We start from the raw sequence: 4,158 nt of genomic DNA, 5'->3' as shown, positions 1-4,158 counted from the left end.
CGGGCCGGACGCGCCGTCCTGGTTCACGGGCGGGCCGCTGCTGCACGTGGACCGGCCCGGCGCCGTCCAGAGCGTGATCCGGCTCGCGGCCCCCGCGCTGCCCCGCACAGACCCGGGGTACCCGGCCCTGCATCTGGCCCAGTTGGTCTTCGGCGGCTCCTTCGCCTCCCGGCTGGTCGCGTGCCTGCGGGAGGAGAAGGGCTACGCCTACCAGCTCGGTTCCGGAGTGGAGTCGGTGCCGGGGGCCTCCACGCTGATGGTCGAGGCCGACACCGCCGCCGAGCACACCGTGCCGGCCCTCGCCGTGATCAGGGCGGAGTTGGAGCGCATGGCGGCCGAGCCGCCGTCACCGGAGGAGGTGGAGGCCGCCCGCAGCTACGCGGTCGGCTCCACCGCCACGGCGATGTCCTCGCCGGGCGCGCTGGCTTCCGCCCTGGCGAACCTGCTGCACGTGGGTGTCGGTTCCGACTGGTTGCACAACTGGGGAACGCTGCTGGAGGGCGTGCCGCATGACGCGGTCGTCGAGGCGGCCCACCGGTTCTTCCGTCCCGCCGGTTTCGCCGGGGTGGTCGTCGCCGACGAGTCGGCGGTGGCACCACTGCGCCGCGGCGCCACCGGCGACCTCGACTTCTGACGACGGACCGAGGGGGCTGTGCTTCCGCGTGGTCCGCGCGAAAACCCAGCCCCCTCGGGGACGTACGCCGATCGGCCGGGTCAGCCGCGGCTGTTCCTGATGCCCGCGATCACGGCGATGACCAGGGCGATGGCGATGACGATCCAGAGGGTGGTGCTCATGAGGTGCTCCTCAGTGGTCGGACGGCCCGGAGGCCGGGTGGGTGTGTTGCGGTCGGGGTCGTGGGGCGGGGGGTCGGAGGGCTGGGGCAGGAGGTGACGGGCGGGGCGGCGACGGAGTCCTCAACGCAACCTCAGTGCCTCGGCGAACGGCACCCGGGAGCCGCTGCGCAGCACACTGTTGGCGTATATCCGCCCGGCGACCCGCGTCATCGCGGCCAGCGCGGCGACCGCCAGGACCAGGGAGAGGGCGATCTGCCAGGCGGGTGCGATGCCGAGCAGCGTGCGGGCCGGCATCAGGATCGGGCTGAGCGGCGGCACGAGCGACAGCCACTCGATCAACGGGTCGTGCGCGTTCTTGCTCAGCAGGGCCAGTCCCAGCACGAAGGGTGTCGTGATGAGCAGCATGACCGGTTGCACCACTCCTTGGAGGTCCTCCTGCCGTGAGACGCGCGCGGCCGCCGCGGCGAGCATGGCCGCGAAGAGGAAGAAGCCGAGCAGGAACCAGACACCCAGCGTCACCAGCGTCCCGCCCACGGCGGTCGGCAGGGCGACGGTCCCGGTGCCGTGTGCGAGGGCCACCGCAGCGCCGCCGAGCAGCACGAGCTGGGTCAGGCCGGCCACGGCCACCCCGATCAGTTTGCCGGCGAGCAGCTGCCAGGGGCGGATGGTGGAGAGCAGCAGTTCCACGACGCGGCTGGTCTTCTCCTCCACCACGCCCTGCGCCAGCATGATCCCGTAGAAGACGAAGAAGAAGTACAGCAGTCCGGTGGAGGCGAAGATCAGGGCGAACTGCTCGGCCGCGCTGTTCTCCGACGGGTCCAGGGCGTCGACTTCCACCGTGGCCGAGGCCACGCGTTCCCGGAACTGCGCGGGGTCCAGGCCCGCACGCTCCAGCTCCCTGGTGGTGCGTTCCTCCGCGACCGCGGCCCGCACCACGGCGAGCAGGTCCTCGTCCGCCTCGTGTTCCACCGCCAGGGTGAACCGCTCACCGGCTCCACCGCCGAGCACCGCGGAGAGTTCCCCCTCGCGCAGGAGCCGGTCGGCCCGGTCGCCCTCGACGGGGACGAACTCGAAGCCGCCCGTCTCCTCGGCCACCGCGGCGAGTGCGGGGCGCAGCGTCGAGGCCTCCGGTTCGACTCCGACCCGAGCGGGCCCGTTGTCGGCGGCGACGAGGATCAGTGCGTAGACGGCGAGCCCGAGCAGCAACCCCAGAGTGCTCAGGACGAAGGACTTCGTCCGCATCCTGCTGCTGATCTCCCGCCGGGCGACCAGGCCGACCGCCCTGCGGGCCGACAGCGCGCCGGGGCCGGCCGACGGGCCCGCGGAGTGCCCGTCCGGGGCGGGGTTGCGCTCCCCGTCCGGTGTGTCGCGGCCGGTGGCTCCGTCCGATGCCCGGGTCGTCGCGCTCTTCACTCGCCACCCCCGGTCCGGTCGTCCGCCCCGGTGACCAGGTCGCGGTACAGCTCGGTCAGCGGCGGGTGCTCGGACACGAAGGCGGAGACCGGCCCGGTGGCCAGTGCCGCGTGCAGCACCCGCTGGTCGTCCGCGCCCTTCGCGAGGCGGAGCCGGGTACGGGTGCCCTCGCGGCTCACGACCTCCACGCCGGCCAGCCCCGCGGCCCAGTCCTCGTCCGCGTCCGGGGCGTCGACCAGCAGTCGGCGGTCGGCGTTCTCGCTCAGCTCGCGGACCGTTCCGCAGGCGATCAGCCGCCCGTCACCGACGATGCCCACGCGGTCGCAGACCCGTTCGACCAGCGACAGCTGGTGGCTGGAGAACATGACGGGCACTCCGTCGGCGGCCCGCTCGGCGAGCACCTCGCTCATGACGTCCACCGCGACCGGATCGAGCCCGGAGAACGGTTCGTCGAGCACCAGCACCCTCGGTCCGTGGACCAGGGCGGCGGCGAGCTGCACCCGCTGCTGGTTGCCGAGGCTCAGGTTCTGGACCTCGTCGGAGGCGTGGGAGACAAGCTCCAGCCGCTCGATCCACCGGCCCGCCGCAGCGCGTGCGGCGGCCGGCGACAGACCGTGCAACTCCCCGAGGTACCGCAGGTGTTCACCGACCTTCATCCGCGGATAGAGGCCGCGCTCCTCGGGCATGTAGCCGAACTGCCTGCGGGCGTCGAAGCCGACCGGACGGCCGAGCCACCGCACCTCTCCCGCGTCGGGCGCGAGGACTCCGAGGATGATCCGCATCGTGGTGGTCTTGCCGGCCCCGTTGTTTCCCACGAAGCCGAACAGCTCCCCGGCGCGGATGTCGAAGGACATGTCGTCCACAGCCCGGCGTCTGCCGTAACTCTTCCGGACGCCGTCGACCTCCAGCGTCGGCGCGGCCATGTCACCCACCTCCCGTGGCGCTGCGTTGACTCACTGAAGTATTGCGTTAACACAACAGCTCGTCAAGTTGTTCATACGCTCTGGCGCTCCACCACATAGACGTGCTTCTCGGCTCGGTCCGTGACCGGACTGCGGTCCCAGTCCGCCCAGCGGCCGGTCACCCGCAGTCCCGCCAGCCGGGCCATCACGTCGAACTCCGCGGGCCAGGCGTAGCGGCTGACCTCCGGCACCTTCCGCAGCCGACCGGACTCCATGATCGTGTGGACGACCAGGACGGACTGGAGTGACTGGTTCACCTGGATCGTGTCGAGCAGCAGCGCGTCGGGGGCCAGATGGCCGACCTGGGTCGTCGCCTCGGTGAGCCGGTGGTAGACCTGCGGGTTGTACGTCTCGAAGACCGCGACCCCGCCGTCCGCCAGCGCGTCGTGGATACCGCGCAGGCAGTCGATCTGCTGCTCCTGGGTGGGGAGCATGAAGAAGGTGTTGAGCGCGGTGAGAACGAGGTCGTACCGCTCCTCGACCGCCAGTTCGCCGAAGTCGCCCACCGAGGTGGTCACCTGGCCCGTGGGGTCGTTCTCGCGGAGTTTCGACAGCATCGCCGGAGAGGCGTCCACGCCGTGCACCCGGTAGCCGTTCCGGGCCAGCGGGATGGCCAACCGCCCCGTGCCGACGCCCAGTTCGAGCAGCTTTGCGGGAGCGGGGCGAAGCTCCCGCAGGAAGGCGACCATGGAGTCGACGGCCGGCCCCGAGGTGGGGTAGAGCGCGTCGTAGACGTCCGCCAGCGACTCCCCGTACGCGCTGCTGTCCTCGGTGGTCGCCTGCTGCCGGGTCTGCCGGGGTGTTTCGGTGGTCATACGTGCCTCCGTGAGGTGTCAGGCAGGTGCATGTTGCTGCTCGGGCCCGGTGGGGCCGCCGGGGTCCGGTGCGTCGAGCGCCGCCCGCAGCCCGTCTGCCGCGGCCAGGACCTCGGGGAACGACGCGGGCGCCCACGCCTCGCGCCTGCCGCTCGTCGTACTGCGGCCGGGGT

General features: G+C 72.0%; 4 protein-coding genes. 1 reads left to right on the top strand and 3 read right to left on the bottom strand.

The genetic code is table 11. The annotated features are described in order from the left end of the window. A partial coding sequence (locus ACYVE9_RS17765) for a M16 family metallopeptidase (RefSeq protein WP_461028861.1) occupies positions 1-634 on the top strand: 634 nt, incomplete at its 5' end. 281 nt (positions 635-915) lie between these two features. Here ACYVE9_RS17765 and ACYVE9_RS17760 read toward each other — a convergent pair. The 3 genes from ACYVE9_RS17760 to ACYVE9_RS17750 form a co-directional block, all read right to left on the bottom strand. After that, positions 916-2,208, bottom strand: a complete 1,293-nt coding sequence (locus ACYVE9_RS17760; protein ID WP_461028860.1) for an ABC transporter permease — start codon at positions 2,206-2,208, stop codon at positions 916-918. Beyond that, positions 2,205-3,131, bottom strand: coding sequence for an ABC transporter ATP-binding protein (locus tag ACYVE9_RS17755; RefSeq protein WP_461028859.1), 927 nt, complete (start codon positions 3,129-3,131; stop codon positions 2,205-2,207). The genes ACYVE9_RS17760 and ACYVE9_RS17755 overlap by 4 nt, the downstream gene beginning before the upstream one ends. Before the next feature lie 71 nt (positions 3,132-3,202). Then, entirely contained in the window at positions 3,203-3,985 is a 783-nt protein-coding gene (locus ACYVE9_RS17750; RefSeq protein WP_461028858.1) for a class I SAM-dependent methyltransferase, read from the bottom strand. Positions 3,986-4,158 lie beyond the last annotated feature (173 nt).

It is taken from the genome of Streptomyces sparsus (genome assembly GCF_054776295.1).
This window is presented reverse-complemented; position numbering and strand designations above follow the sequence as displayed.

Coding starts and splice junctions, on each gene's coding strand:
- ACYVE9_RS17755 (WP_461028859.1), bottom strand. CDS start 3,131: ATGGCCGCGCCGACGCTGGAGGTCGACGGCGTCCGGAAGAGTTACGGC.
- ACYVE9_RS17750 (WP_461028858.1), bottom strand. CDS start 3,985: ATGACCACCGAAACACCCCGGCAGACCCGGCAGCAGGCGACCACCGAG.